Source organism: Streptococcus nasisuis (assembly GCF_040836615.1).
Classification (GTDB): Bacteria; Bacillota; Bacilli; order Lactobacillales; family Streptococcaceae; genus Streptococcus; species Streptococcus suis_V.
In genome coordinates, this window is record NZ_CP162268.1 from 1,474,595 (window position 1) to 1,493,433 (window position 18,839).

17 protein-coding genes, 1 pseudogene and 1 other annotated feature are annotated in these 18,839 nt (G+C 41.3%); of the genes and pseudogenes, 14 read left to right on the forward strand and 4 right to left on the reverse strand.

Going from position 1 to position 18,839, the window contains the following annotated elements:
- The first annotated feature begins 9 nt into the window (after nt 1-9).
- The 10 genes from AB1F57_RS07465 (at nt 10) to rplL (ending at nt 10,484) form a co-directional block, all read left to right on the forward strand.
- On the forward strand, nt 10-3,618 hold the full coding sequence (locus tag AB1F57_RS07465) for an LPXTG cell wall anchor domain-containing protein (protein WP_367985558.1): 3,609 nt from the start codon (nt 10-12) through the stop codon (nt 3,616-3,618).
- Nucleotides 3,605-4,675: a glycosyltransferase gene (locus tag AB1F57_RS07470; protein WP_367985559.1), complete on the forward strand. Its 1,071-nt coding sequence runs from the start codon at nt 3,605-3,607 to the stop codon at nt 4,673-4,675. Before AB1F57_RS07465 ends, AB1F57_RS07470 begins: the two co-directional genes overlap by 14 nt.
- Before the next feature lie 125 nt (nt 4,676-4,800).
- Nucleotides 4,801-5,079, forward strand: coding sequence for a hypothetical protein (locus AB1F57_RS07475; RefSeq protein ID WP_174853304.1), 279 nt, complete (start codon nt 4,801-4,803; stop codon nt 5,077-5,079).
- A 12-nt stretch (nt 5,080-5,091) separates the two neighbouring features.
- Nucleotides 5,092-5,394, forward strand: coding sequence for a hypothetical protein (locus tag AB1F57_RS07480; protein ID WP_167785531.1), 303 nt, complete (start codon nt 5,092-5,094; stop codon nt 5,392-5,394).
- Nucleotides 5,395-5,446: 52 nt separating this feature from the next.
- Nucleotides 5,447-6,286, forward strand: coding sequence for a thymidylate synthase (locus AB1F57_RS07485; protein ID WP_367985560.1), 840 nt, complete (start codon nt 5,447-5,449; stop codon nt 6,284-6,286).
- 460 nt (nt 6,287-6,746) lie between these two features.
- Nucleotides 6,747-7,259 (forward strand): dihydrofolate reductase, encoded by a 513-nt coding sequence (locus AB1F57_RS07490; protein ID WP_367985561.1) that lies wholly within the window; start codon nt 6,747-6,749, stop codon nt 7,257-7,259.
- Nucleotides 7,260-7,455: 196 nt separating this feature from the next.
- The gene (gene clpX / locus AB1F57_RS07495) at nt 7,456-8,685 is read left to right on the forward strand and encodes an ATP-dependent Clp protease ATP-binding subunit ClpX (protein ID WP_167785534.1); all 1,230 of its coding nucleotides are present in this window, start codon (nt 7,456-7,458) and stop codon (nt 8,683-8,685) included.
- 54 nt (nt 8,686-8,739) lie between these two features.
- Nucleotides 8,740-9,327: a ribosome biogenesis GTP-binding protein YihA/YsxC gene (gene yihA, locus AB1F57_RS07500; RefSeq protein ID WP_167785535.1), complete on the forward strand. Its 588-nt coding sequence runs from the start codon at nt 8,740-8,742 to the stop codon at nt 9,325-9,327.
- Between the two features lie 61 nt (nt 9,328-9,388).
- Nucleotides 9,389-9,525: a sequence feature (ribosomal protein L10 leader region), on the forward strand.
- A 27-nt stretch (nt 9,526-9,552) separates the two neighbouring features.
- On the forward strand, nt 9,553-10,047 hold the full coding sequence (gene rplJ / locus AB1F57_RS07505) for a 50S ribosomal protein L10 (protein WP_167785536.1): 495 nt from the start codon (nt 9,553-9,555) through the stop codon (nt 10,045-10,047).
- A 71-nt stretch (nt 10,048-10,118) separates the two neighbouring features.
- Nucleotides 10,119-10,484 carry a 50S ribosomal protein L7/L12 gene (gene rplL / locus AB1F57_RS07510; protein ID WP_167785537.1) on the forward strand — a complete coding sequence of 122 codons (366 nt, stop codon included), beginning with the start codon at nt 10,119-10,121 and terminating at the stop codon, nt 10,482-10,484.
- Between the two features lie 578 nt (nt 10,485-11,062).
- On the opposite strand, the gene AB1F57_RS07515 is transcribed toward rplL, so the two are convergent.
- The 4 genes from AB1F57_RS07515 to AB1F57_RS07530 form a co-directional block, all read right to left on the reverse strand.
- On the reverse strand, nt 11,063-11,722 hold the full coding sequence (locus AB1F57_RS07515) for a Crp/Fnr family transcriptional regulator (RefSeq protein ID WP_174853012.1): 660 nt from the start codon (nt 11,720-11,722) through the stop codon (nt 11,063-11,065).
- Nucleotides 11,723-11,791: 69 nt separating this feature from the next.
- Entirely contained in the window at nt 11,792-12,085 is a 294-nt protein-coding gene (locus AB1F57_RS07520; protein WP_105138697.1) for an iron-sulfur cluster repair di-iron protein, ric, read from the reverse strand.
- A 19-nt stretch (nt 12,086-12,104) separates the two neighbouring features.
- Complete coding sequence (locus AB1F57_RS07525; protein ID WP_167785539.1) at nt 12,105-12,338, reverse strand: cation transporter; 234 nt, start codon at nt 12,336-12,338, stop codon at nt 12,105-12,107.
- Between the two features lie 88 nt (nt 12,339-12,426).
- A complete protein-coding gene (locus AB1F57_RS07530) occupies nt 12,427-14,286 on the reverse strand; it encodes a heavy metal translocating P-type ATPase (protein ID WP_367985562.1) in 1,860 nt (619 codons plus the stop codon).
- A gap of 198 nt (nt 14,287-14,484) precedes the next feature.
- Here AB1F57_RS07530 and AB1F57_RS07535 point away from each other — a divergent pair, with 198 nt between their 5' ends.
- From AB1F57_RS07535 to AB1F57_RS07550, 4 genes and pseudogenes are all read left to right on the forward strand, one after another.
- Nucleotides 14,485-15,240 carry an HAD family hydrolase gene (locus tag AB1F57_RS07535; RefSeq protein WP_167785541.1) on the forward strand — a complete coding sequence of 252 codons (756 nt, stop codon included), beginning with the start codon at nt 14,485-14,487 and terminating at the stop codon, nt 15,238-15,240.
- 101 nt (nt 15,241-15,341) lie between these two features.
- Nucleotides 15,342-16,639: pseudogene (locus AB1F57_RS07540) on the forward strand (IS3 family transposase).
- Between the two features lie 315 nt (nt 16,640-16,954).
- Nucleotides 16,955-17,998 (forward strand): phenylalanine--tRNA ligase subunit alpha, encoded by a 1,044-nt coding sequence (gene pheS / locus AB1F57_RS07545; RefSeq protein ID WP_002939760.1) that lies wholly within the window; start codon nt 16,955-16,957, stop codon nt 17,996-17,998.
- 319 nt (nt 17,999-18,317) lie between these two features.
- Nucleotides 18,318-18,839 carry a GNAT family N-acetyltransferase gene (locus AB1F57_RS07550; protein ID WP_367985563.1) on the forward strand — a complete coding sequence of 174 codons (522 nt, stop codon included), beginning with the start codon at nt 18,318-18,320 and terminating at the stop codon, nt 18,837-18,839.

Below are 18,839 nucleotides of genomic sequence, written 5' to 3' on the forward strand. Positions count from 1 at the left end.
GGTTAAATAATGGAAAAGAATCATAAGTATGGTTTTCGTAAACACAAGGCTGTAAAAGGCCTTGGAGTCGCTCTATTGGGGACAGTTGGTGTACTTGCCGGCTCATCTTTAGTCTCTGCAAATGAAGTAGGTATTTCTGAAGCAGTTCAAACCAATCGAACGATAGATGCTACGATTAGCAGAGTCGATTACAATGAATTAACGGAAGAACAGAAGGCACACATTAAATCTGGAATGATTGATGAACAATTATCATGGATCAATCCAGAGACTGGGAATTTTGAATGGATTACTGGTTTTGTTGCTGTATATAAATCAACTGGAGATTGCCAAGTAATTCCTATTGATCCTAAACCAATTGAACCGAACGTTACGACTCCACCTACACCTGGTTCTAGCATTCCTGTTTTACCACTTACACCAAACAATCAACCTGTCTCGAAGGTTACTGGAATACCTAGAAAATCTAATTTACCAAAAACAGGCTTGGTCGGATCCAAAACCATTGCAGTAGCAGGATTAGGTTTGCTAACTTTTGGCGGATACTTATTGTTTAAGAACCGTAAAACTGGTAAACATGTTGCGATTGCACTATTAGTTGCAGGAGGTGTAGGTGTTTCTACTCCAATTCTTGCAAATTCTACAACATTCCTTGACTTGGTTGAAAATGTAACCCTTCAACTTAATTCTCGCTTTACTCATACTCCTGAATCAGATCCTTGTTGGGAATATATTGGATACTATCCAGAAATCGCATCTGTACCTGCAGAAACACCAACAAGCCCCAATACTCTAACTTCAGCAGATTTGATATCTGAGTCACAGGAGACTAAAGGTAAAGTAACAGTTCACTATGTTGATGAGGAGGGGAATACAATAGCTGATTCCCAAGAGCTAGTAAACGCAGTTGTTTCCACCACTTATCGTACTAAAGTGACAATCAATGGTGTAGAAAAAGTCATAGAAAACACTGTACCTACTGAGGTTGACTATGATACTTCTGCACTTAAAGTCAATACTATTTTGTTTAATGGGGTAAGCTATGAGTATGTATCTGTTAAGGGTAGCGAAACAGGCAAAGTTGTGGCAGGTGAGACAGAAGTTACCTATGTTTACCGCAAAGTGAGTCAACCTGTCGTAACTCGTGAAGAGCTTGATCCAATCCAAGAAACTGGTAAGGTCACAGTTCATTATGTCGATGAAGCTGGCAATAAGCTTGCGGAATCTAAAGAATTGGTAAATGCCATCATTTCAACAACCTTCCGTACCAAGGTAACAACTGACGGTGTTGAAGAAATTAAGGAAAACAAAGTAGTTAGCGACGCTACTTACAACGCTGCAGCTGTTAAGGCGACTAGTTTGGAGTCAAATGGTGAAACCTACGAGTTTGTGGCTGTTCAAGGTACCGAAACAGGCAAAGTAGTGGCAGGTGAAACGGTAGTTACCTATGTTTACCGTAAAGTAACTCAACCTGTCGTAACTCGTGAAGAGCTTGAACCAATCCAAGAAACAGGTAAGGTCACAGTTCATTATGTCGATGAGGCTGGCAATAAACTTGCAGAGTCTAAAGAATTGGTAAATGCCATTATTTCGACAACCTTCCGTACCAAAGTGACAACTGACGGTGTTGAAGAAACTAAAGAAAATAAAGTAGTCAGCGATGCTACTTACAACGCTGCAGCTGTTAAAGCGACTAGCTTGGAATACAATGGTGAAACATACGAATATGTATCAGTCACGGGCAATGAAACAGGCAAAGTTGTGGAAGGTGAAACAGAAGTTACCTATGTTTACCGCAAAGTAACTCAACCTGTTGTAACTCGTAAAGAACTCGAGCCCCTTCTTGAAACAGGTACAGTAAATGTGCATTTTGTGGATGAGGCTGGTGTGACAATTGCACCATCAAAAGTTTTAGTAAACACGATTGTAAGCTTCACTGAACAGACCGAAACGATTACCGATGGAATCTCAAATATTGAAAAAACCAAGCGTGAAACCAATGCAAGCTACGATGCAAGCAATCTAAGACCTGATCGAATCGAGTTTGAAGGTGCATTATACGAATATTCTTCTGTCGATGGAGCGGTATCTGGTAAGGTCTTACCGGGTGAAAACCATGTAACTTACATCTATCGCAAGGTACCGAATACGACTGAAGAGTCAACACGAGAAATCAAGGGTAAAGTTATTACTCGCTATATCGATGAAGTGACAGGTCAAGAAATTCTTCCTGAAACCATTGTAAAAGAAGGAGTTATTGCCCTTGAGAAGACGACGGTAACTAAGGATTCCTTGGGCAATACTGTAGACACCCAAATTTCGAGTACTCCTGCTAGCTTTGACTACAGTACTGAAGCAGATAAGATTGTCAAAGAAGTAGAGATTGCTAAGAAGCGGACTGTTGCAACACATTGGATTAACCCTGAGACCAAGCAAACTGGCCTTGTTGAAAATAATGTAGCTCAAGGTTTATTAGATAGTGTGACTAGCCGTGTTCGTATCTATTCTCCAAGTAACCCAGGGGATCCTGATAATATTGCTGAAACACTGGATCACGTTCGTAATGAAGGATTTGATGAATCTTCGCAAACGATTGTAGAAATTGGAACAGGTAATAATACTACCATATATGGTACGAGGGATTATACAGACTATAGTTATTCCTATACAAGACCATCTAGAGCTATCGTACCTGAAGCTGAATATGAATTCAGTCGTGTAGAAGGGCAAGAAGTCGGAAGCAGTAATCAAAAAGTACAGACCATCACCTATTATTACAGGCCAAAAGTTGTAGAAGTTAAACCAATTATCCAAAAAATTGAACCAGAAGTACTACCAGTAGAATCCGTCAAACCTGCCAATACAGTGGAAGAGAGCCAACGAGAAATCAAGGGTAAAGTTATAACACGCTATGTAGATGAAAGTACTGGTCAAGAAATTTTGACAGGTTCAACTGTTGCTGAAGGGGTTGTAGCAATCGAAACAACCACCACAACAAAGGACTACAAAGGCAACATAATAGATACCAAGGTGACCACAGAACCAAAAGATCTTAAATACGATACGACTGCAGATAGGGATTTAAACAACTCACGGATTGCTACTATGAGGGTTGCGCCGTTAGAAGCTTTTAATACCCTGACAGGTCAAACAAGTCCAATTGTAAACGGAAAAGCAACAGTTGCGGCAGAAGCCTTGGATGTGTATATTCCGCTGACCGATCCTCAGTTGGATGGTAAATTCCTAAGCGACCGCTATGCAAAAGAGAGAGGCTTTGATACTACAACTTCCCAACTAGTTGAATCCGAAGCTGTCACAAATGCGCAACAAAACTTTATTATCTCTAACATAGTGACGCAAGAAGGTGTTGTTACTCCTCGGCTAGAGATTGCTAATGGTCAAGTCTATTATGTCCAGCACTATGTTTATACCAAACCAGTTGATCTTGTTGATCTTGAAGAAAACCCTGTGCCGTATGAATTCACCAGGGTTGATACAGCTGAAACTGGTACAGTTGCGGAAGGCGTAACTGTAGTAACTTACTATTACAAACGAGTTAGTCTCTCTGTAGCTCCGCGGTCAAATTCGATAAATATCTACTCAGTTGTATACGACTGAGGAGGGTTATTATGACCTGAACTTAACTGCTGAAGGAAATATATTATCCATCATTGAACGAAGTTTGAAGTTGGAGTTAAAGTCAGTAACTTCTGTTTTTGAAAAGCCATTTTTTACCAATTTTTCGGATGACAGCTTCTGTTATTACGATAAAAATGGCAATATTGTCCTACAAGGGAGAATTGAAGATAAAGAGTGTTACTATTTTTTCCAAGGTAAAAAATGGACCATGATCGATCTATTTGTGAACTTTTTGTCAGAGAGAATTGTTCCTAATCAAGATATTGTCTTAAACGACCAGTTTATTAGCCAGACGTTAGAAAAATTTTGTCAAGATCAAGGCATTACCTATCGCTTTATCCTTCATTACAACCATTACTTTTCACAAAAGAATGTCGAAGGCTACAATATTAAACTTGGAAAAGAAATTTTTGTTGCTAGTCCCTACATTATTGAGCCACTGGCTAAAGATGGCATTCATGCAGAGTTCCTTCCTCCTATTGCAATTCAAGTAGCTCAGCAGCCGCCTAGAGGCTTGAAGAGCAATAAGCTACTTCTGGTTGGTAATATATATGATCACAAACGAGTGGCTATGGCAATCCAGGCTATGAGAGAAGTTCCTGACTTAGAGCTTCATATTTATGGAGGTCGGGTTGAAGCAATTCAAGCATTAAAAGAACAGCACACGATTCCAGACAACGTGATTTTCAAAGGCTTTGTCCCTAGTAGTCAAATACCACGGTCAGAATATTGTGCTTATCTATCCTGTTCTCTTAGTGAAATGTTTGCTAACGCAATGGTAGAATGTCTTGGACTTGGCTTGATACCTATACTTTCCAGGGTTGATTTTGGACATAATCAAGTTTTAGAAGAATTGGATATTTACCAACAATGTGGTTTCGATAGTGTGGAAGATCTTGTGAAAGCCTTGAAAAATCTAGCAAATTTACCTTTAGAAGATCGGCAGGAATTGTCTAAGACGATTCTTGACTATGCTAACAAATTTAGCTATTCAGAGGCACGCAAGCAGTATAAGCTTGCTCTAGGTTATAACTAGGTTCATGAAAGCAGGGCATTCCCCTGCTTTTTCGATTCCGCCGTCACAGTTTCTCTATATACATATATTGAAAAAACGGTAAAAAAGTGTACAATGAAAGTGTAAAGAGAAAGGGGTGTCGGTTTATGAAACAAGTAAACATATCTAAACTGATTGATTATCTAACTATAGTCGGGCTTTTGATTTTACTCTCTGCCTTTTTCCTTGATTATTGGATTCGTGACTGGTTTTTCCCGTCTAGTTGGGGCAACGTAGCGACCATGATGATTTTGCCAATATTTGGGGCGCTTATTCTCATCTTGTCGATCTATTACAAAAAACTTTGGACGGGTATCATCAGTATTCTATTGATCATTTCTTTCCCCTTGTTCTTTGGCGTGGGCTATGTTCTCTTCGGTCCATAGAAGGAGTTATTTATGAATATGACCCTATTAAGACGGCTAAATATTGTCCTCTATAGTATTGCTGCTTTTCTCGTAATCATGCTATTTTTACCAATAGGGCAATGGTTCAATCTTGTAAATGCGAATTTCAAACTAGCTTTTTTCATCATTCCCTTTTTCGGTCTAGCTAGCTTACCAACGGCTATTTATATGAAAAATATTCGTCAGATATTGTTGAGTATTGTCTTGGTTGCTTTGTATTTTATACTGTTTAGCCTAGTAACTGCCCTAGCTGGATTGTTCCAACTTAATGTTTATTCATTCTTTTTCAAATGAGAACTTCGGTGCAAAACTGGAGTTTTTTGCTAGAGTTTGCTATACTAAGACCATGACGAAAGCAGATAGTATTTTTAAAGAAAACATTCATAAGATTATGGAAGAGGGCGTTTCTTCAGAAAATGCTCGTCCACGATACAAGAATGGAAACATTGCTAACTCCAAGTATATTACTGGTTCCTTTGCTGAGTACGATTTGGCCAAGGGGGAGTTTCCCATTACCACACTAAGACCAATTCCGATTAAATCCGCCATTAAAGAAATTCTCTGGATTTACCAAGACCAAACCAATGACCTGTCTGTCTTGCAGGAAAAATACGGTGTTCAATATTGGAATGACTGGGAAGTAGATGGAACAGGGACCATCGGTGAACGTTATGGTGCCATTGTGAAGAAACACGACATTATTTCCAAAATTATTAAGCAATTGGAAGAAAATCCTTGGAACCGCCGCAATGTGATTTCCTTGTGGGATTACGAGGCCTTCGACCAATCCGCAGGTTTGTTACCTTGTGCCTTTCAAACCATGTTTGACGTTCGACGAGTGGATGGGGAGATTTATCTTGATGCAACTCTAACTCAACGGTCAAATGATATGTTGGTAGCCCATCATATCAATGCCATGCAGTATGTAGCCCTTCAAATGATGATTGCCAAGCATTTTGGTTGGAAGCTAGGGAAGTTTTTCTATTTCATCAACAACCTCCATATCTACGACAATCAATTTGAGCAAGCAGAAGAACTCCTCCGCCGTACACCGTCAGAAGTAGAGCCGCACTTGGTACTAAATGTCCCTGACGGCACCAATTTCTTCGACATTAAACCAGAAGATTTTGAATTGGTGGACTACATTCCTGTTAAACCTCAGTTAAAATTCGACTTGGCGATTTAACAGGAATAGATGCGAAGAACTCTGTTCTTCTTATCTCCAACCTTCGAAGGTCTCCCAGACCTTCAAAGCCAGTTAGTCCGCAGTTGAAGTTTGACTTGGCAATTTGATATGTGGACTGACTACCGTCAGTCCCTATTTCCAACCTTTCACAGTCTATTCCCAGACTGTGAAAGCAGTTAAAATTCGACTTGGCGATTTAAGTTGAAGGCTGTTTACCAACAGCCCCTATTTATAACCTGTAACATTCTCTCAGAATGTTACAGCAACTTTAGTTTGATTTAGCAATTTAAGAAGAGACTTGCTTGCTAACAGCTTTTATTTCCCAATTAACCGAGATGGCTGTTCTCATCAGGTATTTCAACATACGTAGCATCCTTTTCTAAAAAATGCACAGACCCTACTTGGAAAGTGCATTTTTTTTTGAAATTTGATAAAATGATAGGACGGAAAGTGAGAGAAAATGACAAAGAAAATCATTGCCATTTGGGCTCGGGATGAGCAGGGATTGATTGGTAAGGGAGACAAACTGCCCTGGTCCTTGCCTGCAGACTTAGCGCATTTCAAGGAAACAACAACGGGTCACGCTATGGTCATGGGACGGGTGACATTTGATGGCATGGGGCGCCGTGCACTTCCCAATCGTCACACCATCGTTTTGACAACGGATAAAACCTATCAACTAGAGAGTGAACGTGTTACCATTTTACACAGTGTGGAAGATGTCCTAGATTGGTATAACAAACAGGAGCAGACACTATTTGTGCTTGGTGGGGGACAAATTTTTACTGCCTTTGCACCTTACATTGAAACATTAATAGTGACAGATATTCACGGTCAATTTAATGGCGATGTGTATTTTCCGAAAGCATTTCCTATGGAGAAATTTCAGCTACAAAGCGCCAATTTACGTCCAAAAGATGAGAAAAACCCGTATGATTTTACAATAAATACCTATGAAAGAAGAGAAAGTTAAGCATGGAGAGAAGTTTATTCGGTTTATTTACAGCGTTTCTCTGTGGAATATGTGTTCTTTGTGCGATTCAAGCCTTTAGAAAGAAACGATTTGGTTTAGCTATTTTATTTTTGTTGAATGCATTTACCAATCTGGTTAATAGCATTCACGCCGTCTATGGTGTTCTATTTAAATAAGGGGATGAAAGAGGAGAAATATGGCTGTTAAGCATACACACGAGTTAATTTATTGCTCATTTTGTGGAAAAAACCAAGAAGAAGTAAAAAAAATCATCGCAGGAAATAATGTCTTTATCTGTAATGAATGTGTGGAATTGGCCCAGGAAATTATCCGTGAGGAGTTGGCTGAGGAAGTATTGACAGACTTGGCTGATACGCCAAAACCACTGGAATTGCTCAATATTCTCAACCATTATGTTATCGGTCAGGACCGTGCTAAACGTGCCTTGGCAGTAGCAGTTTACAACCACTACAAGCGCATCAATTTCCAGGATACGCGGGACGATGAGAATGATGTGGACTTGCAAAAATCCAATATTCTGATGATTGGTCCGACTGGTTCTGGTAAGACTTTCTTGGCCCAAACCTTGGCTAAAAGTCTCAATGTACCATTTGCCATTGCGGATGCGACAGCTCTGACTGAGGCAGGTTATGTCGGTGAGGACGTGGAAAATATCCTCCTCAAACTCTTGCAGGCGGCGGATTTCAATATTGACCGTGCAGAAAGAGGGATTATCTATGTGGATGAAATTGATAAAATTGCCAAAAAAGGTGAAAATGTGTCCATCACCCGCGATGTATCCGGCGAAGGGGTCCAGCAAGCTCTCTTGAAAATTATCGAGGGAACGGTTGCCAGCGTGCCACCTCAGGGCGGACGCAAACATCCAAACCAAGAGATGATTCACGTCGATACCAAGAACATTCTCTTTATCGTTGGCGGTGCCTTTGATGGCATTGAAGAAATTGTTAAACAGCGTCTGGGCGAGAAAATCATTGGTTTCGGTCAAAACAACCGTGCTATTGAAGAAAAAGATTCTTACATGCAGCACATTATCGCGGATGATATTCAGAAATTCGGTATCATTCCAGAATTGATTGGTCGCTTGCCTGTCTTTGCAGCTCTGGACCAATTGACTGAGGATGACCTGGTGCGTATCCTGACAGAGCCTCGAAATGCTCTTGTTAAGCAGTACCAGACCTTGCTTTCTTATGATGATGTCGAGTTGGAATTTGAAGAAGATGCTTTGCAGGAAATTGCCAAAAAAGCCATTGAGCGTAAAACTGGTGCACGTGGACTTCGTTCTATCATCGAAGAGACCATGTTGGATGTGATGTTTGAAGTGCCGAGTCAAGACGATGTCAAGAAGGTTCGCGTGACAAAAGCAGCAGTAGACGGTGAAGGAAAACCTGAGCTAGAAACTGCCTAAAATTCATCAGGAGGTGTCAATTGACCGCCTCCTTTTTCAGAGAAAGGGGAAAATATGGAAATCAATACCCATAATGCAGAGATTTTACTGAGTGCAGTTTCAAAGGCCCAGTACCCAGATGATGATATTCCTGAGATTGCCCTGGCTGGACGGTCAAATGTTGGAAAATCGTCCTTTATCAATACCTTGCTGGGGCGTAAAAACCTGGCTCGGACGTCAGGCAAACCTGGTAAAACCCAGCAACTGAATTTTTATAATATCGATGATAAAATCCGTTTTGTTGATGTGCCGGGCTACGGTTATGCCAAGGTTTCCAAGACTGAGCGCGCCAAGTGGGGCAAGATGATTGAGGAATATCTGACCAGTCGAGATAATCTCCGCGTGGTGGTTAGTCTGGTAGATATGCGTCATGAGCCATCTGCCGATGATGTTCAGATGTACGAATTTCTAAAATATTATGAAATCCCAGTCATTGTCGTTGCTACCAAAGCCGATAAAATTCCACGTGGCAAGTGGAACAAGCATGAATCTATTATCAAAAAGAAATTGGATTTTGATAAGAATGACCAGTTTGTCGTCTTTTCATCTGAAACTCGACATGGCTATGACCAGGCCTGGGACGCTATTCTGAGTGAAATCTAACAAAAAATAAAAAATAGAGATATTTTTCTTGCATTCTAAACTAGACTATGTTATCATAATTGAGGTTTGAAAAAACTGACCTAAGACAGTAGGGGAGCTAGACTCATAAACATCCTACCGAGGCACAAAACGATTATTGATTTATAAACGTATTTGTACTTTCGTGTCTAGGTTTAGGTGCGATTTTTTTTGTGCCTAGCCCAAAATAAAAACGGAGGTAAAAAAATGAGTGAAGCTATTATCGCTAAAAAAGCGGAATTAGTAAATGCCGTTGCTGAGCAAATGAAAGCTGCAACATCTATCGTTGTGGTTGATGCGCGTGGTTTGACTGTAGAGCAAGATACTGTTCTTCGTCGTAACTTGCGTGGTGCAGAAGTTGAGTACAAAGTTATCAAAAACTCAATCTTGCGTCGTGCTGCTGAGCAAGCTGGTCTTGAAGGTCTTGCAGAATTGTTTGTAGGTCCATCTGCAGTAGCATTCTCAAACGATGCTGTTGCTCCAGCTAAAACAATTTACGATTTCGCGAAAACTGCTGATGCTCTTGAAATCAAAGGTGGAGCTGTAGAAGGTAAAGTTTCTTCTAAAGAAGAAATCGAAGCACTTGCTACATTGCCAAACCGCGAAGGCATGCTTTCTATGTTGCTTTCTGTACTTCAAGCACCAGTTCGCAACGTTGCATACGCTATCAAAGCTGTTGCAGAAAAAGAAGACGCAGCTTAATCAAATCGCGTCAGAGCGTAGCTGCTTAGTGCTACAAACTATTTAAAAACCTAAATTGGAGGAAAATCACAATGGCATTGAACATTGAAAACATTATTGCTGAAATTAAAGAAGCTACTATCCTTGAGCTTAACGACCTTGTAAAAGCTATCGAAGAAGAATTTGGTGTAACTGCGGCTGCTCCTGTAGCTGTTGCTGCAGCTGGTGGTGCTGCTGAAGAAGCTAAAGATTCATTCGACGTAGAATTGACATCTGCTGGCGACAAAAAAGTTGGCGTTATCAAAGTTGTACGTGAAATCACAGGTCTTGGCCTTAAAGAAGCTAAAGAACTTGTTGACGGTGCACCTGCAGTCGTTAAAGAAGGCGTTGCTACAGCAGAAGCTGAAGAAATCAAAGCTAAGCTTGAAGAAGCTGGCGCTAGCGTAACTTTGAAATAATCAAGTTTTATATATGAAAGAACCTATCACATTTGTGGTAGGTTTTTTCTGACTATGGTATACTAATAAACAATAATTATAGAACAGGTAACAATTGATGACTCATTACACTCACTAATTATCAGATATAAGCTTAACAGACCTTCAATCGTCACAATTGTATATTTCTAAGCAAAAATTGAAAGCAGTTTGTGGATGATTTGAGTTGCAACATCCCTCATTGTGTCAACCCCTGCCAATAAAAAGGTTAGATGGCGTTTTGATACTCACTGATGGTCATACTCGCGCGGTTGCTGCTCTTTCAAATGGGATAAATCATCTGCCCTTAGTGTGGGATGAGGATGAACTTGATTGGGAACTGTATAGGCGCTGTGTTGCTGAATGTCGAAATCAAGGGATCTATAAACCTAGCGACCGGCTCAATCGCATTATCACTGGGGAGGAGTATGAAGTGAAGTGGTATGGATGGTATGACAAGCTTCAAAAGAATTTGAGTAAGAATCAATAGTCATTTTTTTCACACAAAATCCCCCTAACTTGTAGATGGTAATTTATCTCAGGTCAGGGGTTCTATTTTATTATAGGTCTTCAAGTTCTTCGAGTTGGAGTAGGGTAACTTGGCGTCTGTTTCGCTCTATCCAGCCTTGTTGTTCGAAGAACTTGAGCTTACGAGATAGGGTCTCAGGGGTAGTTCCGAGATAGGCTGCCAATTCTTTCATGGTCATGGGAATGGTGACGGAGAGACTATCGTTGAGGCTTTTAGATAGGTCTAGTAAATAGAGAGCCAATCGTTCCTCGATTTTTTCCATAGTGAGAAATTGGGTTTGTTGCTCAACCTTTGTCATCTTTTCTGCCAGAATGGATAGGAGTTTGAGACTGAGTTGAGGGTATTCTTGGAGTAATTGCTGGAAATCAGATTGATAAATCATGCAAATGACGGTCTTTTGCAATGCTTCTCCATAAAGATTTTCATTTTCAGTCCCAAATAACTGGCTTTCTCCTTCATATTGACCGGGCTCAGCCACGCGCAAGAGCTGTTCCTTCCCATTTGTAGCCAGACGGTAGACCTTCATTTGCCCCTGCGCCACGATGGACAACTGGGTAGGGGAAGTCGGTGAAAAAATGATTTCGCCCTTTTGAAAAGTCTGATGATGGGCTAATTGGCCAATTTTTTGCTGTTCCTCGAGGGGTAATTGGTTAAATAAAGGCACTAAACTGACACACAGGTGTTGAGACATGGTCATACTCCTTGGGATTGTTGAAAACTATGAAGAAAGGCTCCTAAAGTCATTGTAGCATAAATTTGCTTAACTGGCTTGATATAAATGACGGGCCTCTGCAAGCATCTGATAGGTTCCAGCGAAAGTTTGGCAGACGTCATCGGGAATAAAATAATGCTGGGTGATTTGGTCTAGGCTCGCAAATTCTTGATCCAAATCGAGCTGAGACTGATCCGAAATTGCTTTCTCTTTGATGATTTGATACAAATCGCGGACTTGAAAGACCTCAGGATGATTGGCACCGTGTGCACGAGTGATAGTAGTAGTGTATAAATCCAATGTTTCTGCATGTTCTACAATGTAGCGTTGAAATGGGGTCATGGTTGCATCCTTTCTAGCCTTATGCGGCCTTTACCTTTGTTTTTAAAACGGGATAGCCAATTTTTTCAATGGCTTGTTGGATTTGTTCGGCACTTGTTAGCTGTTCATCAAAATCAACCTTGAGCTTGCTGGAGTTAAAGGAAATCTTGACAGTATCTGCTTTGACACCGCTGACTTGTTTAACAGCTGCCGCAATTTTTTGCATACAAGATGGACAGGTAAGGGTTTCGAGAGTGAGAATGGCTTTGGACATAATCAGTTCCTCCTTTGTTTTTCTAGTTTGATTATACTCTTTTCTGAAATGGGAAAACTTGATGGCTATTAAGTTTTGCACGATTTCATTATTTTTTTATGCGATAGCGGAGTAGTCGCATACCGTTCAGAATGACTACGAGAATGCTGGTTTCATGTGCTAGCATGCCGATGGACATACTCATCCAAGAGCTGAAGAGTAGACTGGCAAGAAGAATGAGAACCACACCGATAGCAATGAGAATATTTTCTTTCATATTGAGCGCGGTTTGCTTAGCCAGACCATAAGCGTGTGGCAGGCGAGTGATTTGCGAATTGACCAAGACGACGTCTGACGTTTCGATAGCAACATCTGTCCCGTTTCCCATGGCAATTCCCACGGACGCTAGCGCCAATGAGGGACTATCGTTAATGCCATCGCCAATGAAGGCTACCGTATGCCCTTGACTTTGCAACTGTTGGATGTAGTTGGCCTTGTCCTCCGGTAACATATTTCCGTAGGCAGCATCCAAGTCTAAATCAGCAACAACAGTATCGACAGTAGCTTGGTTATCACCTGAAAGTAGAATAAGTTGTTTCGCTCCCAAAGCTTTCAACTGTCGCAAATCCTCTTTGACACCGGGACGAATTTGGTCGCGAATGCCGTAGAGCAGTTTAATCTGATGATTGATGGCCAGCAGTACCAAGGAATTTCCAGCTTTTTCAAAATGAGCAATATCTTGAGCAACTTGGTTAGAAATAGCTAATCCTGCTTGGCGCATGAGTTCTGGGTTTCCGACACGAATAATCTTGTCTTTGTATTGACCAACAATACCGCCACCCTTGATGACCTGAGCGTGTTCGATTTGGAGAGGTGTCATCTGTTCAAAAGAGGTTAGAATAGCTTTGGCCAGAGGATGGTCTGATTGGCTTTCCATGCTGTATAAGTAGATTTGAGCCTCTTTGACCTCATCCGCATTTCCATAGGTTCGAACGTCGGAAACTTCAGGTTTACCCATGGTCAGTGTCCCTGTCTTATCAAAGACAAAGGTATCTACTTTATTAAATTGCTGAATGACTTCGCTACCTTTGAGCAATACGCCATGCCGAGCACCATTGCCAATTCCAGCAACATTTGAAACAGGAACGCCGATGACCAAGGCGCCGGGACAGCCCAAGACGAGAATGGTAATGGCGAGGTCGATATTTCTAGTCACAAGTCCGACTAAAATGGCGAGGAGCAGTACAAAAGGAGTGTAATAGGTTGAAAAACGGTCAATAAAGCGCTCTGCCTCTGATTTAGAATCTTGGGCTTCTTCAACCAATTCGATGATTTTACCAAACGTGGTATCTTCTCCGACCTTTTCGGCACGGATGTGAATGGTTCCATTTTCAAGAATAGTCCCTGCGTAGACAGATGCTCCTGTGGCTTTGCTGACGGGGAGTGGTTCACCAGTAATGGCAGCTTCGTTGATATGCCCCTGTCCCCAGATGACTTGACCGTCAACCGGAACTTTGCCCCCGGTTTTTACCAGTAAAATATCACCTTTTTCAACCTCGTCAACGTCAATTTCTTCGAACATTCCATTAGCTACTTGTAGGAATGCTGTATCAGGAGCCAATTCGGTTAATTCTTTGATGGCAGAGCGGGTTTGGTTGAGGGTATATTGCTCAATCAAGGCACCGAACAAAAAGAGAAAGGTGACGATAGCAGATTCGTCGTAGCTTTTAATGGCAAAAGCCCCCAAAACGGCGATCGTTACCAGAACGTCAATCGATATAACCTTGACTTTCACAGCTTGGTAGGCCTGAATGGCAATCGGCGCTACTCCGATAAGGGAAGCGATAATAAAGCTGGTCGTGTATATGGGCTCATTATTCCATAGAAAATGCGCAAACAATCCCATCACAATCAAGATACCACTGATGATTGTGATGGTCTTTTTCTGTTTTAAAATATAGGCTTGCATAAGATTTCCTCCAAATTCTTTATTTGCCTTCAGTATAAACCAATGAATAGGTGAAAACCTTGATAGAGAACAAGAAATGGAGTTTTGTAGAAATTTTATAGAAATTTTTATTTTTTCTTACGTGGTTTGTGATTTTTCTATTGCAAACGATTTCATCTTTCGATATAATAGTATATAATGTCAAGTGGAGAAAATTTCATGAAAAGATACAAGAATTACATTTTTGATTTTTATGGTACCTTGGTAGATATTGTAACGGATGAAAATAAGCTGGAATTGTGGGAGAAATTGGCAGCGATTTACCATTCTTTTGGTTGCACCTACGGGGCTCGTCAGCTGCGCAGTGCCTTTCAAGAAGCGGCTAGTGAGGCGGAGCTTGATTTGATACGGATTAGTCCCTACCAGTATGTGGAAATTGACTTGGAAAAAGTTTTTATCCAATTGCTGACAGATGAAAAATACCGTCGTCCGACTCAAATGGCGCCAGCGGATTTGAAAACCTTTGGTCAAATGGTGGCGACTGTGTTTAGAGTCTTGTCCCGCGAGAAATTAGAGACTTATACAAATACCTTATCGACCCTTGCGCGACTCAAAGACGAAGGAGCGCGTCTCTTTATTTTGTCCAATGCGCAACGGGTCTTTACACAGGCTGAAATTGAAATCATGGGTTGCGCAGCGTTTATGGAACAAATCTATATTTCTTCTGATTATCGGATAAAAAAACCTGAACCTGAATTTTTACAGGGTGTCTTAGATGAAAATCAGTTGGATCCTGCTGAGACTGTTTTTGTTGGTAATGACCTGACTTCTGATATTGCCATTGCGCAAGCGCTCGGTTTAGATGGTGTTCTCATCAATACCTTCCCATACAGTCCTGACGAGATTGCAGCCTATCAAGAAAAAGGTTGGCAGTTTGAGATTATTGAGGACATTTCCGAATTGGTAGGGGAATAATTTGTCCTTAGAAAAACTACATTTCTTCATGATATACTCCCCTTATAGTGGACAGTGAAAAAACAAAAATTTTCACTAGAAACTATAAGGGGAGTTTTATTATGTCCAAAAGAAGTCCAAAATCTGTATCTGAGAAACTAGAAATTATTCTACTTCACTTGGAAGAAGGGAAATCACTTAGTTGGTTAACTAGAAACTAAGGTATTTCTAAAGATACCCTATCGAACTGGGTTCGGAAGTACAAAGAAGCTGGTGTTGAGGGGCTAGAGGAAAGCCGTCAATGGAAGAAGTATAGTAAGGAACTAAAGGAACAAGCTGTTTCCGACTATCTTAATGGCTTGGGAAGTCTCAAAGATCTGACTGAAAAATATGGAATTTCTGACCCTTATGCTCTCAGATTATGGATAAAACGTTATACTAGTGGTAAAGAACTGAAAGCTACTAGTAAAGGAATGAGACGCATGAAACAAGGACGCAAGACAACATTTGAAGAACGGATTGAGATTGTCAATTTTACCCTTGCCCACGAGAAAGATTACCAAAGGGATGTTGAGAAGTACGGTGTTTCCTACCAACAGGTCTATTCTTGGGTCAGAAAGTTCGAGAAGGAAGGTTCTAACGGTCTCCTAGATCGTCGTGGGAAAGGCCTGGAAAGCAAGCCTAATCTGACTCCAGAAGAAGAGTTACGCCTCAAAATCAAGCAACAGGAAGAGCCGATTAAGTATCTTGAAATGGAGAACGGCCTGCTAAAAAAGTTAGAAGAAATCAAACGACGAAACCAAAAGAAACGGATTCGACACTTGATGCACATTCTAGGTCTACGTTCCATTATCAGAAGAGCCAAGGGCTATTGTACCAAGACTAGCTTTGTCAATGTAGAGGACAACATTCTCAATCGTAATTTTACAGCTACTGCTCCCAATCAGAAATGGTGTACAGATGTAACTTTCTTGAAGTACGGTCTCAGCTGTAGAGCCTATTTGAGTGCTATTAAAGACCTTTATGCCGGCTCAATTGTCGCTTATGTGGTTGGTCAGTTTAATGATAACGAATTGGTATTGGAAACACTTCGTAAAGCCCGAAAAGCTAATCCTAATACGACACCATTAATTCACAGCGACCGAGGTTTGCAGTATACTTCGAAAGATTATTACTGTTTAACTACCCAGTATCAGATGACACGCTCCATGTCTCGTGTTGGTAAGTGTATTGACAATGCACCAATGGAGAGTTTCTTTGGGCACTTTAAGATGGAGTGCAATGATTTGAAGAAATATAAGACTTTTGAGGAGCTAGTTTCAGATATTGATGCCTACATCTATTTTACAATCATCAACGTGTTCAAGAGCGCAACAACGGCCTTGCCCCTCTTGAAATGAGGAACAAGGCCGTCGCCTAATCTTTTATTATTTCATTGTCCACTTGACAGGGAGCTGTTCACTAGATAGAGGGAGTTTTTCTAGGGATATTTATTGCCAAATTTTCTTCTTTTTGTTAGAATATTCTTAATTGAATAGAAGTCTGTGAGACTAGTACACCTATGGAAACTGTCCAGGGAGTTGAGCCGTGACTGTAAGCTCAATCAGTAAAAGTTGGTCGAATTCACTCACGCAAGGACTTAGAAACAAGGTCTGCCTAGCAGATGAAAACGGATGGTACCGCGTGACAACGCTCCGATACGAGTGGTGTCATGCGTTTTTTTATTGGAGGAATTATGTCAAACATTGAACAACAGTTGGCTGAATTAAGCCAAACTACACTTGAAAAGTTAAAAGAAATCCAGCACCAAGGAGAAAAAGAACTACAAGATCTGCGTGTTGCGGTTTTGGGTAAAAAGGGGTCCTTGACTGACTTGTTGAAAGGTTTGAAAGACCTGTCTAACGACATGAAACCAATCGTTGGTAAACAGGTCAACGAAGTGCGTGATGTGCTGACAGCTGCTTTTGAAGAAACAGCTCAAAAGGTTGCAGCAGCAAAAATCCAACAGCAATTAGCATCAGAAACCATTGATGTGACCTTGCCAGGTCGTCAGGTCAAGGTCGGAAAACGTCATGTCTTGACTCAAACTTCTGAGGAAATCGAAGATATTTTCTTGGGCATGGGCTTCCAAATCGTTGACGGATTTGAAGTGGAAAAAGACTACTACAACTTTGAACGCATGAATTTGCCAAAAGATCATCCAGCGCGTGATATGCAGGATACTTTCTACATCACAGAAGAAATTCTCATGCGGACCCATACCTCGCCTGTTCAGGCACGTACAATGGACCAACATGATTTTTCTAAAGGTGCCTTGAAGATGATTTCGCCAGGACGTGTTTTCCGTCGTGATACGGACGATGCGACCCACAGCCATCAGTTCCATCAGATTGAAGGCTTGGTTGTCGGTGAAAATGTATCCATGGGCGATCTCAAAGGTACGCTTGAAATGATTATCAAGAAAATGTTTGGTGAAGAGCGTCAGATTCGCCTGCGTCCGTCTTACTTCCCGTTTACAGAGCCTTCTGTTGAGGTGGATGTTTCCTGCTTCAAGTGCGGTGGTGACGGCTGTAACGTATGTAAGAAAACAGGCTGGATTGAAATCCTTGGTGCCGGCATGGTCCACCCGCAAGTATTGGAAATGAGTGGGATTGACTCAACCAAGTACTCTGGCTTTGCCTTCGGTCTTGGTCAGGAACGCATTGCCATGCTCCGTTACGGCATCAACGATATTCGTGGATTCTATCAAGGTGATGTACGATTCTCGGAGCAGTTTTAACGTAGCACTACTTAAGGCTGACAAAGTCAGCTCTTAAGTAGACGGAAATCGCTATTAAGCGACTTTCCTAGCTACCTTACTAGGCTTTCAAGCAAAAAATATCGTTTTGCTTGAAAGTCGTCGTGATTTAGGTAGTTTGTTAGGTTGTTTAAGGTGAAAAACGGTAGCCGCTATGGCGGTCTACCTACTCTCCTCACTAGGTTCAAGGTTGAAAAAATGTCGTTTTCAACCTTGAACCGTCGTAACCACGGACGAGGAAGTGAAGGGAAATCGCTATTATGCGACTTTCCTAGCCCAGTTAGAAATGAGAGGCAATGAGATGAAGATTGAACCTATACAATTAGAAGAGGTTTCCATTTTGCAGGAGTTGGCTAAGCAGACCTTTGCTGAAACCTTTACCCATGATAATAATCCAGAGGAGTTGGAGGCTTTCTTCGAGGAGGCTTATTCCGTGGTGGTTTTGACAAGGGAGTTGTCTGATCCCAATTGCCAACATTATTTCCTATGGGTTGATGATCAGGTGGCTGGTTATCTCAAGCTCAACCAAGGTTCTGCCCAGACAGAGCAGGAATTGGAAAATGCCTTTGAGATTCAGCGTATCTATCTCTTGCGGGCTTTTCAAGGTCGCGGTCTTGGAAAGGTCTTGTTTGAATTCGCTTTGTCCAAAGCAGAGCAGTCTAGTTGTGACTGGGTCTGGCTGGGAGTCTGGGAACATAATTACAAGGCTCAGAAATTCTATTCCAAATACGGATTTGAAAAATTTGGCCAGCATGAATTTGCGGTCGGTGATAAGATTGATGTGGATTGGCTACTGAAACGGCCTTTGCACCAGAAAGGATAA

What these genes read in the sequence shown, in the direction of transcription:
- AB1F57_RS07515 (WP_174853012.1), bottom strand. Translation starts at nt 11,722, where the DNA reads ATGTCTCAACACCTGTGTGTCAGTTTAGTGCCTTTATTTAACCAATTA.
- AB1F57_RS07535 (WP_167785541.1), top strand. Translation starts at nt 14,485, where the DNA reads ATGAAAAGATACAAGAATTACATTTTTGATTTTTATGGTACCTTGGTA.
- AB1F57_RS07525 (WP_167785539.1), bottom strand. Translation starts at nt 12,338, where the DNA reads ATGTCCAAAGCCATTCTCACTCTCGAAACCCTTACCTGTCCATCTTGT.
- AB1F57_RS07490 (WP_367985561.1), top strand. Translation starts at nt 6,747, where the DNA reads ATGACAAAGAAAATCATTGCCATTTGGGCTCGGGATGAGCAGGGATTG.
- AB1F57_RS07550 (WP_367985563.1), top strand. Translation starts at nt 18,318, where the DNA reads ATGAAGATTGAACCTATACAATTAGAAGAGGTTTCCATTTTGCAGGAG.
- pheS (WP_002939760.1), top strand. Translation starts at nt 16,955, where the DNA reads ATGTCAAACATTGAACAACAGTTGGCTGAATTAAGCCAAACTACACTT.
- AB1F57_RS07475 (WP_174853304.1), top strand. Translation starts at nt 4,801, where the DNA reads ATGAAACAAGTAAACATATCTAAACTGATTGATTATCTAACTATAGTC.
- yihA (WP_167785535.1), top strand. Translation starts at nt 8,740, where the DNA reads ATGGAAATCAATACCCATAATGCAGAGATTTTACTGAGTGCAGTTTCA.
- rplJ (WP_167785536.1), top strand. Translation starts at nt 9,553, where the DNA reads ATGAGTGAAGCTATTATCGCTAAAAAAGCGGAATTAGTAAATGCCGTT.
- AB1F57_RS07520 (WP_105138697.1), bottom strand. Translation starts at nt 12,085, where the DNA reads ATGACCCCATTTCAACGCTACATTGTAGAACATGCAGAAACATTGGAT.
- rplL (WP_167785537.1), top strand. Translation starts at nt 10,119, where the DNA reads ATGGCATTGAACATTGAAAACATTATTGCTGAAATTAAAGAAGCTACT.
- AB1F57_RS07530 (WP_367985562.1), bottom strand. Translation starts at nt 14,286, where the DNA reads ATGCAAGCCTATATTTTAAAACAGAAAAAGACCATCACAATCATCAGT.
- AB1F57_RS07485 (WP_367985560.1), top strand. Translation starts at nt 5,447, where the DNA reads ATGACGAAAGCAGATAGTATTTTTAAAGAAAACATTCATAAGATTATG.
- clpX (WP_167785534.1), top strand. Translation starts at nt 7,456, where the DNA reads ATGGCTGTTAAGCATACACACGAGTTAATTTATTGCTCATTTTGTGGA.
- AB1F57_RS07480 (WP_167785531.1), top strand. Translation starts at nt 5,092, where the DNA reads ATGAATATGACCCTATTAAGACGGCTAAATATTGTCCTCTATAGTATT.
- AB1F57_RS07465 (WP_367985558.1), top strand. Translation starts at nt 10, where the DNA reads ATGGAAAAGAATCATAAGTATGGTTTTCGTAAACACAAGGCTGTAAAA.